The 18,695-nt window shown below is 56.1% G+C and carries 16 protein-coding genes; 6 read left to right on the top strand and 10 right to left on the bottom strand.

The genetic code is table 11. The features are described 5' to 3' along the window. Positions 1–51 precede the first annotated feature (51 nt). Complete coding sequence (locus tag ACFFK0_RS11450) at positions 52–2,013, bottom strand: DUF2334 domain-containing protein (RefSeq protein ID WP_377470316.1); 1,962 nt, start codon at positions 2,011–2,013, stop codon at positions 52–54. Between the two features lie 206 nt (positions 2,014–2,219). Between ACFFK0_RS11450 and ACFFK0_RS11445 the strand changes: the two genes are divergently transcribed. Then, a complete protein-coding gene (locus tag ACFFK0_RS11445; protein ID WP_377470315.1) occupies positions 2,220–3,323 on the top strand; it encodes a D-alanyl-D-alanine carboxypeptidase family protein in 1,104 nt (367 codons plus the stop codon). A 54-nt stretch (positions 3,324–3,377) separates the two neighbouring features. Here the strand turns inward: ACFFK0_RS11445 and ACFFK0_RS11440 are convergent, their stop codons facing one another. Next, a complete protein-coding gene (locus ACFFK0_RS11440) occupies positions 3,378–3,530 on the bottom strand; it encodes a hypothetical protein (RefSeq protein WP_377470314.1) in 153 nt (50 codons plus the stop codon). A 60-nt stretch (positions 3,531–3,590) separates the two neighbouring features. Continuing rightward, positions 3,591–4,394 carry a class I SAM-dependent methyltransferase gene (locus tag ACFFK0_RS11435; protein WP_377470313.1) on the bottom strand — a complete coding sequence of 268 codons (804 nt, stop codon included), beginning with the start codon at positions 4,392–4,394 and terminating at the stop codon, positions 3,591–3,593. A gap of 267 nt (positions 4,395–4,661) precedes the next feature. On the opposite strand from ACFFK0_RS11435, the gene ACFFK0_RS11430 reads away from it, so the two are divergent. Further along, on the top strand, positions 4,662–6,209 hold the full coding sequence (locus ACFFK0_RS11430; RefSeq protein WP_377470312.1) for an ATP-binding protein: 1,548 nt from the start codon (positions 4,662–4,664) through the stop codon (positions 6,207–6,209). A 90-nt stretch (positions 6,210–6,299) separates the two neighbouring features. On the opposite strand, the gene ACFFK0_RS11425 is transcribed toward ACFFK0_RS11430, so the two are convergent. Then, a complete protein-coding gene (locus ACFFK0_RS11425) occupies positions 6,300–6,665 on the bottom strand; it encodes a response regulator (RefSeq protein ID WP_377470311.1) in 366 nt (121 codons plus the stop codon). Positions 6,666–6,779: 114 nt separating this feature from the next. Continuing rightward, complete coding sequence (locus tag ACFFK0_RS11420) at positions 6,780–8,921, bottom strand: sensor histidine kinase (RefSeq protein WP_377470310.1); 2,142 nt, start codon at positions 8,919–8,921, stop codon at positions 6,780–6,782. Positions 8,922–9,129: 208 nt separating this feature from the next. On the opposite strand from ACFFK0_RS11420, the gene ACFFK0_RS11415 reads away from it, so the two are divergent. Further along, positions 9,130–9,837, top strand: a complete 708-nt coding sequence (locus ACFFK0_RS11415; protein ID WP_377470309.1) for a response regulator transcription factor — start codon at positions 9,130–9,132, stop codon at positions 9,835–9,837. Between the two features lie 115 nt (positions 9,838–9,952). On the opposite strand, the gene ACFFK0_RS11410 is transcribed toward ACFFK0_RS11415, so the two are convergent. Continuing rightward, entirely contained in the window at positions 9,953–11,848 is a 1,896-nt protein-coding gene (locus ACFFK0_RS11410) for an ATP-dependent protease PrkA (protein ID WP_377470308.1), read from the bottom strand. 206 nt (positions 11,849–12,054) lie between these two features. On the opposite strand from ACFFK0_RS11410, the gene ACFFK0_RS11405 reads away from it, so the two are divergent. Next, positions 12,055–12,771 (top strand): DUF2161 domain-containing phosphodiesterase, encoded by a 717-nt coding sequence (locus ACFFK0_RS11405; protein ID WP_377470307.1) that lies wholly within the window; start codon positions 12,055–12,057, stop codon positions 12,769–12,771. A gap of 135 nt (positions 12,772–12,906) precedes the next feature. Then, positions 12,907–13,050, top strand: coding sequence for a hypothetical protein (locus ACFFK0_RS11400; protein WP_377470338.1), 144 nt, complete (start codon positions 12,907–12,909; stop codon positions 13,048–13,050). 49 nt (positions 13,051–13,099) lie between these two features. Here the strand turns inward: ACFFK0_RS11400 and ACFFK0_RS11395 are convergent, their stop codons facing one another. Further along, positions 13,100–13,546, bottom strand: coding sequence for an Lrp/AsnC family transcriptional regulator (locus ACFFK0_RS11395; RefSeq protein ID WP_377470306.1), 447 nt, complete (start codon positions 13,544–13,546; stop codon positions 13,100–13,102). A 220-nt stretch (positions 13,547–13,766) separates the two neighbouring features. Between ACFFK0_RS11395 and ACFFK0_RS11390 the strand changes: the two genes are divergently transcribed. After that, the gene (locus ACFFK0_RS11390; protein ID WP_377470305.1) at positions 13,767–14,375 is read left to right on the top strand and encodes a YitT family protein; all 609 of its coding nucleotides are present in this window, start codon (positions 13,767–13,769) and stop codon (positions 14,373–14,375) included. A gap of 181 nt (positions 14,376–14,556) precedes the next feature. Here the strand turns inward: ACFFK0_RS11390 and ACFFK0_RS11385 are convergent, their stop codons facing one another. The 3 genes from ACFFK0_RS11385 to efeO are packed head-to-tail and all read right to left on the bottom strand — an operon-like array spanning position 14,557 to position 18,513. After that, on the bottom strand, positions 14,557–16,347 hold the full coding sequence (locus ACFFK0_RS11385; RefSeq protein ID WP_377470304.1) for an FTR1 family protein: 1,791 nt from the start codon (positions 16,345–16,347) through the stop codon (positions 14,557–14,559). A gap of 18 nt (positions 16,348–16,365) precedes the next feature. Further along, entirely contained in the window at positions 16,366–17,631 is a 1,266-nt protein-coding gene (gene efeB / locus ACFFK0_RS11380; RefSeq protein ID WP_377470303.1) for an iron uptake transporter deferrochelatase/peroxidase subunit, read from the bottom strand. A 3-nt stretch (positions 17,632–17,634) separates the two neighbouring features. Next, a complete protein-coding gene (efeO, locus tag ACFFK0_RS11375; RefSeq protein ID WP_377470302.1) occupies positions 17,635–18,513 on the bottom strand; it encodes an iron uptake system protein EfeO in 879 nt (292 codons plus the stop codon). Positions 18,514–18,695: the final 182 nt, after the last annotated feature.

Raw genomic sequence — 18,695 nt, 5'->3', positions numbered from 1 at the left:
GAAGCAAGCTTAGTCCGCTCTTCCGGCAGAGGAGCAGGCTAAGCTTTTTTGTTAGTTGTGAAACGCCGGCGAATCTGTCGTCTCATAGGAGAGCGCGGCATCGGCGAACGGCTCGGCAAGATCGAGCAGGGCGATGTCGCATTTACCGTTGCCGTCCAGATCGGCAGGAACCACTTTGGCTCCGACGCGCCCCCACGGGCCGAACGTCGACAGCAGCGTATGCCCGCCGTCCTGTCCTTGCAAATATACGCCGTACTTCTGACTCTCCGTATCATAGTGAAGCACGTCCTCGCGACCGTCCCCGTTGAAATCGCCCAATGTAAAATGTCCGCGCTCTATCGGCACATCCAGCTCTTTCTTCCGTACCTTCCATTCCAGCAGCGCCGTATCCGGGGTGAAGGCAACGAGCAGGGAAGAATCCTTGGGCGACAGCACGAGTGCAGGCTCCCCGTCCATCGCCAGTCCGGCGGCGTCGCGGCTCACCGTCATATGTTTTTCATTGCCGGTCTTGAAGGCGTACGGCTTCAGCGGTGTCGCACTATCGCCTCGAATCCGCAATCCCTTCAAGAACGATTGATCCGCGGTAACGCCCGCCACAACGGTCTCCCCGTTACTCCGGGGAAGCACGAACAGCTCTTGAAGCCCGGTAAGCTCCGCTCCCAACGTCCATGTCCGGGAACGTTTGAAGGTGCCTCCGGACGCATCGTAACGTTCAAGAACCGCGCTGCGGCCTGCGGCGCCGCCGTTTCCCGTGCGGACGATCCACAGCTCGCTCCGGCCGTCCCTGTCGCTGTCGCACAGCGTCATCGACGACCCTTTCGCGTAGGGGACAATCCCCCACGGCTTCGCTTCCCGCTGCGGCTCGCCGCGCGTACCGGCAAGCGGGTCGGAAGCGACCAGCAAGGTGCCGTCCTGCTTCACCCACCGGATCAAATCCGCCTTCCCGCTGCCGTCCACGTCGCCAAGCTGACGCAGCTCGGTGCCGTCTTCGCCGAGCCGGACCGACGAGGCCGGCGTGAACGGAATGTAATCGTGGATGGAATAAAACGCATAGCCTTTGGCCTTCAGCTGGCCGGACAGCTTCTGCAGCACGGACCGCTCCCGCTCCGGATAACGGTAAACGGGAATCCCTTCCTTCAGCTGCGCTTCTCCGTCCACGTCTGCAACCGCTTGCAGATGCGGAAACTCCAGAAACGGATGATAAAAGAACGAAGCGATGTCCTGCGTACGGCCCAGCTTGCTCAGGATGGCGTTCTCATCTTTATCGTAAGCGATATACGAAAACGGCGTCGGTACGTTGACGGCTCCGAGCCCTCCGCCCCACTGGCGCTCCGTGCGGTATTGCGCTTCCCGCGCATAATAGTCAACGCTGACATCGGCCTGATACAGCAGACCGAAATATCGCCGAAACATTTGATCCTGATCCGGCGTCGTATGATAATGAGGCGCCTCCCAGAAGCGCGGCGTTAAGGCTGCTCTCCGCATGACGGCCAGCCCCCGCTGAACGCGGTCCTCCGCGAACGCGACGCTGTCCGTAGCCGGCACATCCTCGACGTGAAATTCGTTGCCTATACCCGATTCATGGAAGCCGTCCGCCCGGCGCTCGTCGCCGACCTGATGCGTATAGCCGTGCAGGCCGAGCGACGCCCCGCGCGCTTCGGCCTCCGCCAGCACGCTGCGCAGCGCACTGCTGACTGCGTCGTTCGGGTCGTCCAGAGATCGGTCGCTGCGTGTTCCGTCTGCATCGATGTTGATCCAGCGCGGCACGACAGCGATATGGACGGCGATTCGGTTACTCTGCATGTATTCCAGCACCGCCCGCAGCCTGCCGACCCCTTCCAGGGTACCGTATTGGCCGCCGGGACCGACGTCCTCGAGCCGCATCAGGACGAATTTCGGCATCGCCGTTTCGCCTGATACCGTCAATAATTCCCTATACGGATATATAGAGTAGACGATAACAAGCACGATGAAGGCGATCGACAGCCTCAAGTATCGTCTGCGTGTCCGCATGAGCAAGCACTTCCTTGCAGGCAAGATGATGGATGAAGTCGAATGATGTCGCAATTAGCTTAAAGAGTTCGACTCTTCGCAGCAAAATTCCTGCCCGTTCCTGTACAGAACCGTCAGGAGGTTATTGGGAGCAAGTTGCACCGGTTCGTGATATAATCTTAATTTGTACGACGGCCCTACCGGGCTGAATAGAGGAGCTGGTAAGTATGAATGATTATCGAATCCGGCGGCATGCCGCCGCCTTCCTGCTATGCACCGCCGCGCTGCTGAACGGCTGCAGCTCGGCGCAGCCCGATCCCACTCCCGCGGCCAGCACCGCGCCGGCTCCGGAAGCATCCGCGCCGGCAGCGGAGAAGCCGGCGGCTTCGCCGTCCGCCGGCACCGGGGGGGCTGCCAAGTCGGCATACGCCTCCCTAACCGTGGAGCCCGCCGCCTTGTCGCTTTCGCCCGGTGCAAAGATGAAGCTTACGGTCACGGGCGTCAAGAAGGATCAGAGCAAGCAGCCGCTTGCCGGCGACAAATCGGTCACGTTCACGGCTAGCGAGGGCAGCGTCATCTCCATTGCGGCAGACGGTACCGTAACCGCCTCCGCCAAAGCGAAGAGCGGCCAGCACGCCACCGTAACCGTCCAGTACGAAGGCATGAAGAAAGAAATCCCCGTTACCGTGAAGACATCGCTGGAAGACACCGTCAAAACCGTATCCGGCGTGCCGACGGTTACAAACAGCGATGCCATCGATGTCGTCGTCAATAAAAAGCGCAACCTGCCTTCGACTTATGCGCCGAAGCTGGTCGAGCCGAACGTGCCGTTTACGTTCAAGGAGAAGATCGATAAGCGGATGCTCCGCTCCGAGGCCGCCCAAGCGCTCGAGCAGCTGTTCGCCGGCGCCAAGAAGGACGGCATTCAGCTGTACGGCGTCTCGGCCTACCGCTCCTATGCGACACAAAAGTCGCTGTTCAGCTCTTATGTGAAGACGCATGGCGAGAAGGAGGCGGGGCAATTCAGCGCGCAAGCCGGACAAAGCGAGCATCAAACGGGACTGGCCATCGATGTCGGCGACGGCAACCCGAAATGCGACGTGCAGGATTGCTTCGCCGATACGAAAGCGGCCAAGTGGCTCGCAGCCAACTCCGCGGAATACGGTTTTATCATCCGGTACCCGAAAGGCAAGGAATCGATAACGGGTTATCAATACGAGCCTTGGCACATTCGCTACATCGGTGTCGATGCGGCCAAGGAGATTGCCGAGCGGGGCATTACGCTCGAGGAATATTTCGAGGACGCCGTCGCGGCCGGCGCTTCACAATGAATAAGCTCCCGCTGCCGTGATCATGCGGCGGCGGGAGCTTATTAGCTGCGTTCGTTAAAGCAAGAAGGACAGTGCGGCTACTGCGACGGCGATGTAATACAGCAGCTCAAGCCACTCCTTGCGGGATTTCTGGGCGTGCTGGAATACCATGAACACGGAACGGACGATGATGATGATCAACGCAATCTGAAAGAGCAATGCAGGCATGAGACCATCCTCCATTCTTGCGCGATGTGATGGTTTCAGCTTATGTGCCGTTAGGCGAATTCATGACTGGGAGGAATGCGGTTTTACCGCCAGCAGCCGCAGCCGCCGGTAATCGGCGAACCATTCGCCCGAGCGGTACAAATCGGAGCGGAGGCGCTCCGCGACCTCCTCATAAACCGCTTGCTTCTCCTCCGGCGGCCAATCCCGGTCCGCAAAGAAGGGGAAGGCGAACGCATTCAGCCAGTGGAAGAGTCCTTCGTCACCGCCAATAAGCTGCGTCGGCCGATCGAAAAGCTCGGCATACCGCACCTCGAAGCCGCACTCCTCGAGCAGCGCCGCATATTCCGCCACACTTGGAAAATACCACGGCGATTCGGCGGCAAAGCCTCTTCCCCGCAGCGATTCGATCAGCGCGCCGACTACGGCTCCGACATTGCCCTTGCCGCCAAACTCCAGCGCCGCCCTGCCTCCGGGCCGAAGGGCGCACCACATCGTAGCGACGGCTTGCTCCGGCGGCCGGATCCAGTGCAGTGCCGCATTGGAGAATACCGCGTCGAACGTGCAATCGCCGCCGCGGTACTCCCGTGCGTCCGCCACGCGGAACTGCAGGCCGCGGGTGCCTGCATGCTTGACGCAGGCCTCCTCAATCATGGAGGCCGATGCGTCGATGCCCGTGCAATCCGCCCCCAAGCGGGCCAGCTCCGCAGTCAGGTCTCCCGTCCCGCAGCCGACGTCAAGAATGCGCTCCCCCGGCTGAGGGCTTAAGAGTCGCAGCAGCGCCCCGCCGAGCCGGGAAACGAACGATAAATTCTCATCGTAATGCTTCGGCTTCCATTGATCTTGTGACAATTGGGATCTATCCATCTCGAATCGCCTCCGTAATTTTGTGAAGCACAGCTTCCGCTTCCGTATGTTCCCATTTTAACGCCTCTACTTTATTTGTCTAATATATGGATGATCTAATACTTATAGTTATTACCTATATATTTGCCATATCTCCTCTAATTTTCTCATTTACTAGAATAGAATGGACAGCGTATAATGAAACTGGTTCATGTAGGAGGAAAGAACTATATTTCCAATCACACAACACAACCTATCAAATGCAGCCAGATGTCAGGAGTTGAGCTAATGAGACAAATTCCGGTCACACGAGACGGCCGCAAAGATTCGGAAATTATCCTCATTGCTTCGAATGACGTCGTCAAGATCGAAAGCATTCGCGATAAGGAATTTCTGATCCATACGCTTACCGATGTGTATCATTACAGCCCGACGCTGGACTTGTTCGAAGAGTGGCTGTATGAAGACGGCTTCCGCCTTATCGATCGGACGAATATCGTCAATATGAATTACGTAACTGAATATGACAGCAATAACGGTGTGGTGACGCTCAGCACGGAGGGAGGCAAGACGAAGAAGCGGGCTTCGGCCGCCCGCATCCACCGCGAGCACATCATGAATGTAATGGAAATGCTGCGCCTGGCCAAAACCTCGATGCGACGAGGGTTTCCGGAAGACGATACGACCGACGCCCAGCTGCGACGGCTCGTCGAGCAGAGCAAGGACGATCCGTACTTGCGCTCCTATTCCATGATTCAGGCGCTGTATGAGCGCTCCCGCGCCGAGAAGCTGCTGAAGGAAAGCGAGCAGCGGTACAAATCGCTATTCGAGAACAATCCGGACGGCGTCTGTTCGCTCGACCGCATCGGACGGATCGTGACCGTTAACCCGGCCATGGAGCGCATCACCGGCTTTAGCTCGGAGGAGCTGAAGAATGTCACGATTCATACCCTGCTGCTGCCGGAAGAAACCGGGAAGTGGGACCATCACTTCGCCTCTGCGCTGCAAGGGGATACGCAATATTTCGAACAAGTATTCATTCGACGGGACGGAATGCAGTCGATTATGAGCTTCATTCACGTGCCGATTTATTTTAACGAGAAGATTAACGGCGTCTATGTTATTGCCAAGGATATTACGGAACGCAAGCGCTCCGATGAGCTGCTGATCAAATCGGAGAAGCTGTCGGTCGTCGGCCAGCTTGCAGCGGGGGTCGCCCATGAAATCCGCAACCCGCTGACGGCGCTGATCGGCTTCGTTCAGCTGCTCAAGTCCAAGGTGGATAATTACGGGCATTATTTTGACATTATGTCGTCCGAGCTTGATCGTATTAATTTTATTGTGAGCGAATTTCTCGTCATCTCCAAGCCGCAGGTCGTCAAGTTCCAGATCCGCGATATGGCCAACGTCCTTATGAATACCGTCGCGCTCGTCAATACGAAGGCGATTATGCAGGATGTCGAAATTACCGTTGGCATCCGCGAGCCGCTCCCGCCCGTTCTCTGCGACGAGAATCAAATCAAACAAGTATTCATCAACGTCCTGAACAACTCGATCGAAGCGATGCCGGAAGGCGGCATGATTCGAATCGAGGCGTTCGTTCGCGAAAGCGATATCGTCTTCCGTTTCATTGATGAAGGACAAGGTATACCGGAGGAACGCATCCCGCGACTCGGAGAGCCGTTCTACACGACGAAAGAAAAGGGAACCGGACTCGGCCTCATGGTCAGCTACAAAATCATCGAAAATCACCGCGGCCGCATGTCCATCACTTCCGAGCTCGGGCATGGCACAACCGTTGACATCATGCTGCCTATCACGCGAAGCGCAGAGTAAAGCCGGCCTCATGACAAAGAGCGAGACGTCCCGTCCTTAGACGATGGCGTCTCGCTCATTTTTATAAAGTTTATGCAGCGGAAGGACCGTTTAAGATCCCGCCAGCACTTTGTTCACCGATTCGACGACCCGATCCGGCTGGAACGGCTTGACGATGAAATCCTTGGCACCGGCTTGAATAGCGTTGACGACCATCAGCTGCTGCCCCATCGCCGAGCACATAATGACCTTCGCCTTCGGGTCCGCCTTGCGGATATGCTTCAACGCGTCTATGCCTTCCATCTCCGGCATCGTAATGTCCATAGTCACCAGATCGGGCTGCAGCTTCGAATATTTGTCGACGGCAACGACTCCGTTCTCCGCCTCACCAATCACCTCATGACCGGCTTTGCGCAGAATGTCGCTCAGCATCATGCGCATGAATGCCGCATCGTCTACTACTAAAATTTTTGCCATGAGCCCCTCCGTCGTATATATGTGAATACTGCTATTGTAACAGAAACGGATTAAGTAATTACTAAGGAGTAATTAAGGAAGCTTAATTTTTCTTAAGCTTCCCCCATATTTCCGTCACATCAGCTCTTCCTCTTCATCCACGTACAGGAGCAGCGAAAAGCCGAATGTGCTGCCGCCCTCCTCGCGGGGCATCGCCCAAATGCTGCCTCCGTGATGCGTGACGATCTCCTTCGCAATGGCGAGACCGAGGCCGCTTCCACCGGCCGCTTCCTTATGCCCCTGGTAAAACCGGTCGAACAGCAGCGGAAGCTCATCCTCGTCGATGCCTTTGCCGGTATCCTCCACTTGCACAAGGAGTTCCTGCACCTGCTCTTCGCCCCGGGTACCGGCTCTCGTGGCGAATGAAAATCCGACCGAACCGCCCGCCGGCGTACAGCGAATCGCGTTCGATACAAAATTCGTCAGCACTTGGTCGATCCGTTCGGGATCGAGCACGACGCAGGCATGTGGCGGCACCTCGGCAAGTGCCGAATCGTTCCAAACGAACACCATGCCGCTGCTCACGATATCCATTTCATATTTTTGTCTCGTACGGGCAAGGAAAGCGGTAAGCGGAACGGAGTGGAACAGCAGGTCCGGCTGGCCCGACTCCAGCTTCGACAGCTCAAACAGGTCGGCAATAAGCCGGTTAAGTCCGATCATTTTGTTCAAAATCAGCTGCAAATAATGCCGCCTCTCATCCGGCTTGACGATGACGTCGTCGAGCAGCGCTTCGACGTATCCGCGGATTGACGTCATCGGAGTGCGCAGCTCATGCGAAATGTTGCTCAGCAGCTGGCGCCTCGCATCATCCATCTGCCCGAGCTCCGCCGCCTTCTGGGCAAGATGCCGGTTCGAGCGGCGCAGCTCGTGCGTACGTTCGGCGATCGTGGCCTCCAAGCCGCGATTCATCTCCTGGAGCCGCTCGTTCAACTGCTGCACCTCTTGCGCCTGCTGGGCCAGCTGCTGGCTGAAATGCTCCTCCGAGGTGAGCGCCCGGGAAAATTTCATGGACAGTACGGCGGAATGCAGAGCAATAAAGGCGAACAATCCGAACGGCGAATACGATCCCGTCTTGATCACTTCATTGAAGTACAGAATGTCGTTGACGAGTGAGAATACATAGATGGCTACGCCGGTTGCGGCGAGCCCGGCCCCGTAGCGAAGGCGTACCGTCGCCCGGAGGATCGCTGCGAATGAATACAAACCCGATAAAATAAGGATCGGCTGATAGACGTAGATCAACTTCGTAAAAAAGATCGGCGCCGTGAATGCCGTAATCACCGAGAGAGCGACGCCAGCGAAGGCCAACGTTCTTGTAACAAGCTTGGACGTTTCGTCCGGATACAGCTCGCGGATGAACATCGCGAAGATCGGCACGCCGAGAAACGCTCCCCAATACTCGAGCCGTAACCTTATCTCCCAGCCCAGCTCGGGGATCAGCGAATAAAGAAACGACTCGCCAAGCAGCAAGGTCCGGACGGAAACGATCAGGCAAAATAACCCGAAATAAAGCGTCGACCTGTCCCTCCGCCGCATGGTGTACAAGATGAGATGGTAGATCGCCATCATGAAGAGACTGCCGAACAGGATCAAGTCCATCGCAAGCCGGCGAAGCGATAGATCGTGCATTTGCTTAGGCGTGGAAAGCTCCACCGATTCCCAGATGCCTCCCCGCCGATGATCGAAGTTCGCCACCTGGACCACGATTTCCGTCGACTTGCTCTTCGGCTGAACGACGTAATATACCGGTGCATTTTCCGGAACGGAATCCGCCTCGCTTGTGCCGACCTGTCCCATACTTCCGGCCTGAACCCCATCGACCCAGACCACGTGTGAGCTGGCAACGGAAACAAAGTGCAGCGCGATCACTTGGGGAATGGCATCCCAATGAATACGCAGCCGAAACGTTGCATAGCCCTCCGCCGGGTAGCCGCTGCTGTTCCATGAGGCCGGGAGGCTCATGTAGGACGGCTGGAGCGGGATGCCGCCGGTAAAGCTGTCCGGAGTAAGAAGCCGGCCCCAATACATTTCCCATTCCCCATTCAAGTCGATAGGACCGTCTTGGTCCAAGTTCCACTTCTCTAGATGAAGCTCGCCCTTCTTCGCCGTTATATCCGAATGATCGGGCTTTGTTTGGGAAAGCAGCCCAACGAGAGTAAAGGAGCATAACAGCACGGCAAACAGTCTGAACCAGACACGCTGATTTTTCCCCATCTTAGATCCCCTTAATATTTAGGTCTTTTGTAATGATGATTTATTTTTTGTGGTTCTTTATAACTATACATGCGACATCTTTCAACTTCATTTTTGCACATTTCACTTGCATAGACAATCAAAATTTGCCATACTTGACATAGAAGGTAAATGGGTCCGAAAGCTCAAATCGACATAGATCAAAGACTGCGCGGGAGGGGAAACGAACATGTCGGGAGATAAGGTTCTCGTCATCGACGATGATGAAGAAATTCGCAATCTCATTCGCATATATTTAAGCCGCGAGGGCCTTCAGGTAGTAACCTTGCCGAACGGTAACGGCATACGCGAGCTGATCTTGAAGCACGAGCCGAAGCTCGTATTGCTCGACCTGCTGCTGCCGGGTCCCGACGGGTACGAGCTGTGCCAGCTCATTCGCAGCGTTACGGACGCGCCGGTCATATTCGTCTCCTGCAAGGACGAGGAAGCGGATAAGATCATCGGACTCGGTCTCGGCGGAGACGATTACATCACGAAGCCGTTCGGGCCCGGCGAGCTGGTCGCCCGGGTGAAGGCGCATCTCCGGCGTTACCGGCAGCAGGAGCTTTCCGTCGGCAAGAGCGTTCCGACGCTCACCTTCAAAGGTCTGGAGATCGACGTGATCACCCGCAAAGTGACGGTGTCCGGCAAGGAAGTCCAGATTTCTTCCACCGAATTCGAGCTGTTGTATACACTCGCCAAGCATCCGGACCGCGTTTATCGTCCCGAGCAGCTGTTCACTCACATTTGGGGGGTCGACTCGGTCGGCGATATTCGCACGCTGCAGGTTCATATGAGCAACTTGCGCAAGAAGATCGAAACCCAGGAAACGAATCCCAAATATATCGTAACGATTCGGGGCATGGGCTACAAATTCAACGGGCACGCTTGCTTTTGACGGATGCCGCAATCCGCTGTAAATACGTGCAAAAATAAAGAAACCCGACGTATGGACACCATACGCGGGTTTCTCATCATTTCGGGAACCGGCTTTGTTCGGCGGGCTCCGGCAATTACCTGTTCAGCAGACTGCCGACGTAGCGCAGCAGCTCGTTGGCGCAGACCGGGCAGTACCCGTGCTCGTCGATCAGCTGCTTCGTAACCTCGTTGACGCGTTTGAGCTGCGTTTCGTCCGGCGTTTTGGTTGAAGTCGTAATTTTCACGATATCCTTCAGATCCGCGAACAGCTTCTTCTCGATCGCCTCGCGCAGCCGCTCGTGCGAGCTGTACTCGAACTTTCTGCCCTTGCGGGAGTAGGACGAGATCCGGATCAAAATTTCTTCGCGGAACGCTTTCTTCGCGTTCTCCGAGATGCCGATCTGCTCTTCGATGGAACGCATCAGCCGTTCGTCCGGGTCCATCTCTTCGCCGGTGAGCGGATCTTTGATTTTCGTCCAATTGCAGTACGATTCGATGTTGTCGAGATAGTTATTGAACAGCGTCTTGGCCGACTCTTCGAACGAATACACGAACGCCTTCTGCACTTCTTTCTTCGCCAGCTCGTCGTATTCCTTGCGTGCGACGGAGATGAAGTTCAGGAACCGCTCCCGCTCCTCCTTCGTAATCGACGGATGCTGATCCAGACCGTCCTTCAGCGCCCGCAGCACATCCAGCGCGTTAATGCACTGAAGATCGTGGCGGATGAGCGCGCTCGAAATCCGGTTGATGACGTACCGCGGGTCGATGCCGGTCATGCCTTCCTCGGAGTACTCGTTCTGCATCTCCTTCAGATCGGCTTCCTTGTAGCCTTCGACCGCTTCGCCGTCGTACATTTTCATCTTCTTCAGCAGATCCATGCCCTGCTTCTTGGATTCCTTCAGGCGGGTCAGGATGGAGAAGATCGCCGCTGCCTTCAGCGAATGCGGGGCGATATGAATGTGCGACATGTCGCTCTGCTTGATCAGCTTGCTGTAAATTTTCTCTTCGTCGGACACCCTCAGGTTGTAAGGAACAGGCATGACGATCATGCGGGACTGCAGCGCTTCGTTTTTCTTGTTGGCAATGAACGCTTTGTACTCAGATTCGTTCGTATGGGCGACAATGAGCTCGTCGGCGCTGATCAGCGCGAAGCGGCCGGCCTTGAAGTTGCCTTCCTGGGTCAGCGACAGCAGGTTCCACAGGAACTTCTCGTCGCACTTGAGCATTTCCTGGAACTCCATCATACCGCGGTTCGCTTTGTTCAGCTCGCCGTCGAAGCGGTAAGCGCGCGGATCCGACTCCGAGCCGAATTCCGTAATCGTGGAGAAGTCGATACTGCCGGTCAAATCGGCAATATCCTGCGATTTCGGATCGGACGGGCTGAATGTGCCGATACCGACGCGCTGCTCCTCGGAGATCAGCACGCGCTCGACCTGAACGTCTTCAATTTTGCCGTCGTATTCGGTCTGCAGCCGCATTTGGCACGACGGGCACAGCGTCCCTTCGATCCTCACGCCGAGCTCCTTCTCGATGTCGGGACGCAGCTCGTTCGGGATCAGGTGCAGCGGCTCCTCATGCATAGGGCAGCCTTTAATGGCATACACCGCGCCAAGGTCCGTCCTGGAGAACTGCTCCAGACCGCGTTTCAGCAGCGTGACAAGCGTCGACTTGCCGCCGCTTACCGGTCCCATCAGCAGCAGGATCCGCTTGCGTACGTCGAGGCGGCGCGCCGCCGAGTGGAAATATTCTTCCACCAGCTTCTCCAGCGTTCGGTCCAATCCGAAGATATCGTTCTCGAAAAATTTGTACCTACGCTGTCCGCCCTGCTCGGTGATGCCGTGCGAAGCAATCATCTCGTACACTCGGGAGTGCGCGGTCATTGCCAGGCTCGGCTGCTTGCGAATCAGATCGATATACTCCACGAACGTCCCTGTCCACGCGAGTTGCTCCTTTTCCGTCCGATGCTCCGCAATTCGTTTAAAAATGTCCATGGGAGTCCTCCTCTCGCCTGCGCTTCCGTCCCGCCCTCTTGAGGTGGTTTTGCCGGCTGGTGTATTAATACCTATGCGCTCGCCATGGATAAGTTTCCCGATTTTTTGGAGAATGTAAATGCCCGTCGTCCACTGGCGAAGCGAACCTCGTAGCGTTTACAATGGAAATCGACAACTTCCCGCTCGAAAGGAGCCGCGTCGCCGCCATGCCGATCCAACACGAAACCGAACTGTATGAGCCGATTAAGCAGGCACTGGAGCGCCTCGGGTACGAAGTGAAGGCCGAAGTCAACCACTGCGACGTCGTTGCCGTCCGCGGCGATGAACCGCCGGTCATTGTCGAGCTGAAACGCTCTTTCAATATCCCGCTGCTCATTCAGGGGATCGACCGCCAGAAGCTGACCGATCTCGTCTATGTCGCCTGCGAGCTGCCGCCCAAGGGCCGCGCCCCGCACGGCGTCTCATGGTCCGATCTGCAGAAGCTGTGCCGGATGCTCGGATTGGGCCTGATTACGGTACAATTTTACAAGAGCAAGAAAAAGCCCGCCGTCGACTTCATGTGTCACCCCGAACCGTACGTCCCTCGTCCGAACAAGCGCGGCGCCCAGAGGCTCGCCGTGGAGTTCCGCGAGCGCAGCGGCGACTACAACGTCGGCGGCAGCTCGAAGCGCAAGCTGATTACCGCCTACCGGGAAAAATCGCTCCACATCGCTTATTTGCTGCAAAAGCACGGTCCTCTTTCCCCGCGTCAGCTGCGGGAGATGACCGGCAACGGGAAAGCGGCGGCATTTTTGCAGGACAACGTGTACCGCTGGTTCCGGCGCGTATCGCGCGGCGTGTATGCGCTCGCTCCCGAGGGCGAAACTGCACTCGTCACGTACAGCCACGTCGTGTCCGGCTACACCCCGCCGCCGCTTACCTAAACGTTCCACCCGCCGCAACCGGTCAGGAGCCGTCACAGATTGTTACGATTAGAAGTGATTGCAATCACAAGGGGACTTCCCTGCGCTGTTTAATAATGAGTAACATAATTCACAGTGCAGAGGAGAGAGGAATCCATGCTTAGCGAAAAAGCGATTCAAATCATCAAATCTACCGTCCCCGTGCTTGAAGTACACGGCACCGCGATTACGAAGCGCTTCTATGAAATGCTGTCAGTCTTTCCGACGCTCCCGGCCATCCGTATTACCGGATTTCCGTGAAGCGGGAAGATGCGCAGAATGACCGTCCTTTTAGTGCGAATCGGGTCATCTACTCTTCTTCGGTTGGCAGCATCGGGCGATAGGAAACCGGGGAAGTCAAGATCACGGACGTGTTCACGTAATTGCTGTATTGCATAAGACGATCCACAAGCGCCCGAAGACCGTCCATTCCATTCACCGCAGCCTTAATGACATAACCGATGTGTCCTGTTACCCGGTGGCATTCCAGCACGTCCGGCTCCTCTACAATCATTTTCTCCCATTGCTTCGCAGCAATTTTCAAATCACTGACTTGAATAATAAGCAGCGTATTCCTGCCGAAAGCGGCAGGCGATACGCGCGCCGAGAATCCCTCGATGATCCCTTTCTCTTGAAGACGGTGCAGCCTCTCCGTAACACTCGGCCGGCTCAGCATCAGCTTCTTGGATAACTCGCTCACGGTAATGCGCGCATCTTCCTGCAAAATTTTCAGCAACGATACATCGATTTTGTCCATTCCCCCGCCCCTTTGGTTTCAATATGAATGAAATAGAAGCCCATTACATTCGAAATATAAAGGATGATTGCCGTTTCCTATTCATAAATGCCTATGTTTTCTGCTCATCATATTATAACATGTAAACAACCACACTGACGTTTAAACAACGAGAAGGGAACAGATCAATGAACATTGCAATCCAAATCGAGAAGGTGTCGGTCGAAACGGGGAGGTCGTCATGAATCGTCCGTTATCGATAGCGGCAGGTTGTTTGCTCATAAGCCTCGGACTTATTGTACTAAAGCATTCGCAGGTCGTCACGGGCGGAACGGCGGGACTGACGTTGACGCTGTCCTATATCTTCGATATTCCGTTCGCTCTGTTGTTTTTCGTCATCAATATTCCGTTTTATTTCATTGCGGTAATCCAGATGGGATGGAACTTCATGCTGTCCACAATGATTTCCGTCATCTTGGTGACGATCATGACGGCCGCAGATCGATGGCTGCCTGGCTTTGAAGTCAATATATTTATCGGAACGATCCTCGGCAGCGTCCTTTGCGGCGTAGGATTAACGACGCTGTTCGTCAACCGCGCTTCTTTGGGCGGAGTTAACATTTTAGCGTTGTTTTTGCAAAAGCGTTATAAAATGAATCCGGGAACCGTCAACTTTGTGTTCGATACGAGCATCGTCATGCTCGGCTTCTATTCCGTCGGCGTGCTGCAGGGAGTGCTGTCGATCGCGTCGGTATTCATCGTTTCGACCATTATCGGCTTATATAAGAAGAAAATATTGGCCGGCACCCAGCTTGCGGCGAATACACCGAGGGGAACCGCCGCCGGATGAGGAGTCCGAACTACGCCTCGGGGCTTTGCCTGCGCAGCCTCGCAGCGTATTGGAGACTTTCACTCCTTAGTCAAGACGCTGCTTAAGCGCGCCAAAAGGCCCTGTAAACCGGCAACCACCGGTCTGCGGGCCTTTCTTATGCCGCCTCCTATGAGGTCAATAGCGACTCACTTTCAAATAGCTATGCGGTCTTGCTTGCTGTGTTCACGTTCGAACGGCTTCCCGAACGGACGAAATTCCATACCACTATGACAAGCACAACGAGCTGAGGCACCGTCGTCTCCCAGCTGCCGTAAATGCCGAACGACGGGGCATCGAACAGGTAGCCGGCGGTATGAGACGGAAGCTTGCCCGTCACCTGCAGGGCGTGAAGGCTTACGCCGATAAACTTGAACGCCAGATAATAGAGCAGCAGGCTCGCCGCCAGGAAGAACGGCCGAACCGGAATACGCGAGCTCATCTTGATGACGGCGTAGCCGATCACGACCAGCAGCAGCAGCGCTGCTCCGACGCCGATGAGCAAATCCCACAGCGAGATGGACGAAGCCATCCCGATGTAGAAGATTAGCGTCTCCGCACCTTCCCGCATAACGGACAAGAAGGCCGTTACAAACAATGACCACAGCGTCCCTTTGGTTAACGAGCTGCTCAGCGACTTCTCTACGAATCGGTTCCAGGCTTGAAGATTGGACTTGCTGTGCAGCCAAGCTCCAATGGAAATCATGAATCCTACCGCAACGATACCGGTGATCCCCTCGATCAGTTCGCGCGAGCTGCCTGTCGAGATGTGGGCCAGCATCACCGATAAGATCAGGGCCATGATTCCGGAAACGAGTATGCCGGCCCCTGCCCCGGACCAAATCCATGCACGTTTCCCGGCGTTTCCCGACCGGTCCAGGAACGCGAGCAAAGCCGCAATAATCAGAATGGCTTCCAAGCCTTCACGGAACAGGATGGACCCTGCGTCCCATGCCGTATAGGAGGACGACTCCGTGTAGGGCTCCAGCTCCTTGCGCAGCTCCGCGAGTGCGGCGCTCGCCTGCTCCAATTGGGGCGGATTCGACTGGATAAGGCTGGATACGGCCACCATCTTCGTTTCAATGCGGTCGTACGCTTGCGGTGAACGGGCCATCACAACACCTTCGAGCGATGGCCAGACAGCCACAAACCGGTCCATCCGGTCGGCCGCTTCCCCGCTACGCTTGTTATCAACGTCCGATTTCACCGAATCAAGCAGCTGGATCAGTCCGCCGATCGTTTGAATGCTGTCCGGCGAGTCCGGCGTATCCGCCACAGCAACAGCTTCGCCCTTCGCGTAGCTTTGCAGGGCGCCGATCAGCTCCTGCAGCTTAGCCGTGCTCTTGGCCGCATCCGGCGGCTCCGTGTTAATGGCGATGCGCGCCCCGCTGATCTTTACTTCCATACCGCAGTAAACTTTCGCATCATCCTGCCGGATCAGGCTCTCGACCTTGGACCAGCCGCCGACAAACGAGCCGAACGCCTGTTTCGCCTGCGCCCAGTCACCTGCTTGGACAGCCGCCAAGCTCTTCTGCAGAATCGGAAGCAGCGTCTGCTGCACCTGCTTGTGCGCCTTCTCTTTGGCGCCGGCCTCGTCTCCCGAGCTTACGTAGGCATCCACCGCTTTCACAAGGGCGGACACGGCTTCATAAGCGGCGGCCGAATCGATCTGCGGCTTGGCCAGCTCTGTCTCGGCTCTTTCGAACGCTGCGGCGACGCTTTGCGCGTTCTTGGACGTATCGCCCGCAGCAACGATCGTCCAGGCTGTCTTGAGCTGAGTGATCACGCTCCCCGCCTGGTTCCAATCCTGTGCCCCGCTACTAAGCAGCGCGTCGCTTGCAAGGGAAATCACCCGGTTGCGGTTATCGGCGGAAGCTTCCCCTGCGGCCAGCGCAGACGCGGCCGGCAGCAGTAAGCACAAGAGGACCGAGAAGCAAATCAGGATGCGTCTCATACCAGCACTCTCCAAACGTTAAAATAAAGTGTCCCCGATGTATCCGCCGGAGCTTGTTCCCGGCAGGCAGGCATAGATGCCGCTGCCGACATGAACGATATATTCGTTCAGCTTATCCTGTGAGGCAAGCAGCTGCTGCATCGGAATAAATTGATTTCTCGGATCCCGGTTATAACAAATAAATAACAAGCCCGCGTCCAGCTGCCCCGTCTTGATGTCGATACCGTTCGAATACGAATAACCGCGGCGATGAATACGCACCTTGCCGTTCATATGGGCTAAGGCAACATGAGAATCGGCCGGGATACGGGGCTTCCCGTCTTGACCGGTTTTGGCCAAATCGAGCGGATCGAACTCATTTCGGGAGCCTAGCGGCGCGCCGGAATCACGGTGCCGGCCGAAAGTCGCCTCCTGCTCGCCGAGCGTGGTGCGGTCCCATACCTCGATGCGCATCCGGATGCGGCGCATGATCATGTAGCTGCCCGCTCCCATCCACGCAGGCTGATCGCCGGCGCCCGCCCATACGACCTCGTCGGCCACGGCGGCGTCCTGAACGTTCGGATTATTCGTACCGTCCTTAAACCCTAGCAGATTGCGGGGAGTAGATCCTTTGGGATCGGCTGCGCCGGTTCTTTGAAATCCTTCCTGCATCCAGCGCAGAACGGCCTTGCCTCGCCCGATTCGGACCAAATTGCGAATGGCGTGGAACGCTACCTGCGGATCGTCGGCGCAAACCTGTACGACTACATCGCCGCCGGACCATTCGGAACGCAGGTCGTCGCCTTTGAACTTGGGCAGGTCCACCAGAGCCGGCGGGCGTTTGCCCGCAAGACCGAAGCGTTCATCGAAGAAGCTCGTGCCGAGACCGAAGGTGATGGTCGTTCTGACGGCCCCCAGCCCTAACGCTTCTCCGGTATCCACCGGCGGAAGCAGCGTATTGCCGCTTTCTTCGCCGGCGCTTTGGCCTTGCGTCATGCGTGCCGAAGCGGCGGTCCATTTTTGAAACAGCTCTCTGACTTCCGAGATACTCGACGTCGTTAAATCAAACGCACCCATACATACAAAATCCTGCATGGGTGTAATGATGCCGGCTTGGTGCTTCCCGTAGAAAGGCACCGTATTGGCAGGGTGATCGTTTCCGCCGGTCGTCTTTGATTTCTGCAGCATACCGGAGGCCAAGCCCGTCATTCCGCCAGCGCCGAGCAGAAGTCCCAAGCCTCCCACACCGGCCAGCTTCAGCGCATCGCGTCTCGAGATCGTCGCTTTGTTTTCCTCGTGGCTCATACGTTATCCCTCTACGACAGTGCCCATTTGGGACAAAGGCTCCGCCAGCGCATCGATTGCCTGGCTCAGCTTTTTCACTTGGTCCTGGGTTAACTCGGTATACAGCACGAAGTCTTTATCCTTGCGGAACGGTGACAGCGTCTGATCCAGCTCATTGAAGCGGGTTTCGATCTCCTTGGCCAGAGCCGCATTCTTTTGGTCCAGAGCCGGCTTCAGCACCTTAAAAATTTGCGAGGCCCCTTCGACATTCGCTGCAAAATCATAGAGGTCCGTATGCGAATAGCGTTCTTCCTCACCGGTTACTTTACTGGAGGACACCTCATTCAGAAGCTCCACCGCCCCGGTGACGAGCATCGAAGTGTCGATCTCAACGCTTTCCACCTTAACCCGAAGCTGCTTCACGTCCTGCAGCAGCTGGTCCGCCACCTTTTCTTGTCCGGCAACCGATTTCGTCTCCCATAACGCTTTCTCCAACCGGTGGAAGCCTCTCCATTCCTCAGCGGGAACGTCGCCTTCGCGGGCGTCGATCCACGGATCGAAATCGCCGAGCGATTCGGCAATCGGCTCGATTCTTTCGAAATACATGCGGCTTGGCCCATAAAGCTTCTTTGCGGTTTCCATATCTCCCGATTTGACCGCTTTCGTGAAGGCTTCCGTCGCCTTGACGAACTCGTCGCTTTGACTGATCACAAACTTGCGGTATTGGTCGATAGCCGAACTAAGCTCTGCAGCCTGCGCTGCCGGAGCGGCAGCGGTACTCGCCGGGGCGGATTCCTTGCCGGCCGCCGGGGACGCTGACGGAGCAGCGCTGCTGCATGCGGTAAAAAGCAATGAAGAACAAGCCAGTGCGGTCAAAACGGACCGGCGCTTAGATATTATCATAGAATTCCTACTCCTCCATTATATGTGAAAATGATAGTCGTTATCACTGATAATGATTTTCATTTTAATGGTTGCTATCAGGTTTGACAAGTAGCAAAGTTTTGTTCATCAAATCGACATGGAATGAACCGGATTTCGGCACTCTGTGCGTGCTCCTGGAAGCATAAAGAAACCGGAGGCGC

It is taken from the genome of Paenibacillus chartarius, assembly GCF_042432825.1.
Classification (GTDB): domain Bacteria; phylum Bacillota; class Bacilli; order Paenibacillales; family NBRC-103111; genus Gordoniibacillus; species Gordoniibacillus chartarius.
Note: the sequence above shows the minus strand (reverse complement) of the source record. Positions and strands in the feature narration are given on the sequence as shown.